This is a genomic window from Escherichia sp. AM3 (assembly GCF_032029835.1).
GTDB classification, from domain to species: domain Bacteria; phylum Pseudomonadota; class Gammaproteobacteria; order Enterobacterales; family Enterobacteriaceae; genus Escherichia; species Escherichia coli.
In genome coordinates, this window is sequence record NZ_JAVUPQ010000288.1 from 1 (window position 1) to 1433 (window position 1433).

Sequence of the window (1433 nt, forward strand, 5' to 3'; positions counted from 1 at the left end):
GTCATCATCGCAGATTTCAATGACATCCCCCGGTACATGGCGAAGCCCTTCCGCACCCACGCTGAAGTCCACGGTCTGCGTTTCCAGCAGTTCCGTTTTAATCAGCCACAGCCCGGCGCGGTGCGCCTGCCCCCGGCTGGTACAGCCAAAGGCATCCATCTTCGTGACGTTACGACCGTAACGGGCAATGGCCTGCGTATCTTCAACAAGCTCTGTCGCCGTCTCCCAGCCGTTGTTCGGGTCAATCCAGTTCACCTCAACGGCATTATGGCGGTCCTTCAGGGCGCTGAAGCTGTAGCGGAACGGCGCGCCATCATCCGGCATCACCACATTACTGCGGTTATAGGTCCACACCTTATCTGATGGTCGGTCCTGCACGAACGTCAGCGTCTGCCCGTTCCATACCGGCATACAGCGCATCGCAGAGCAGAAATCACTGAGCACATCCCACGCCTTGCGCTGTGTGGTCAGGTACGCATTACAGGTGATGCGCGGCTCCGTGCCGCCAAAGCCGTCCGGCACCGACTGGTCGCAGTACTGGCCGATGACATACAGCGCCCATTTGTCCACATCCGCCGCACCAAGACGTTTCCCCATGCCGTAGCGCGGATGGGTCAGCATATCCCACAGACACCAGGCCATGTTGTTGCTGTATGCTGGCTTAAACGTTCCGTCCCAGATACCGCTGTATTGCCGCGTCTGCGGGTTATAGTTCGACGGCACCTGCAGAATGCGCCCGCGAAGATGATAATTACGGCTCACCTGCTGGCTGCCGAACTGCTCCGAATCCACCTGTACGCCGACCAGTGCCGTGTTCGGGTAGCACTGTTTCACATCGATGATTTCGGTGTATGACGACCAGAGCGTTTTGTTCTGCAGCTGGTCTGTGGTGCTGTCCGGCGTCATCCTGCGCATCCGGATATTAAACGGGCGCGGCGGCAGGCTACCCACCACCACCGAGGCCAGATACTGTGAGGTGGTTTTGCCTTTAATGGTGATGTCTTTTTCCGTCACCCAGCCACCGTTACGCTGTATCTGAACCAGCAGGCGGACTTCCGATGGATTCCTGTCCCCCTTTGAGGTGGTTTCCACCAGTGCCTGCACACCGAAGGTAAAGCGCAGACGGTCGATGTTTGCCGACGTGATGGTGCGGGTGATCGGCGTGTCATATTTCACTTCCGTACCCAGCACAGTCTCGGAGCCGGAGGATTCAAAACCTTCCGGCGGTGTCTGCTCCTGCTCACCTGCCCGGAACACCACCGTGACGCCGGAGATGTTGGTATTCCCCTCAGTGTCCAGCACCGGCGTACTGTTCAGCAGCACGCTTTTTAATCCATCCACCGGACCTTCAACCGGCCCTTCGCTGATGGCATCGATCACACTCAGCAGCTGCGTGGACTTCAGGTTGTCCTTCGCTTCGCGCGGGGTATGCC

At 58.4% G+C, this 1433-nt stretch carries 1 protein-coding gene; it reads right to left on the minus strand.

The annotated features are described in order from the left end of the window. A partial coding sequence (locus RTW80_RS25170; protein WP_312720781.1) for a host specificity protein J occupies positions 1-1433 on the minus strand: 1433 nt, incomplete at both ends.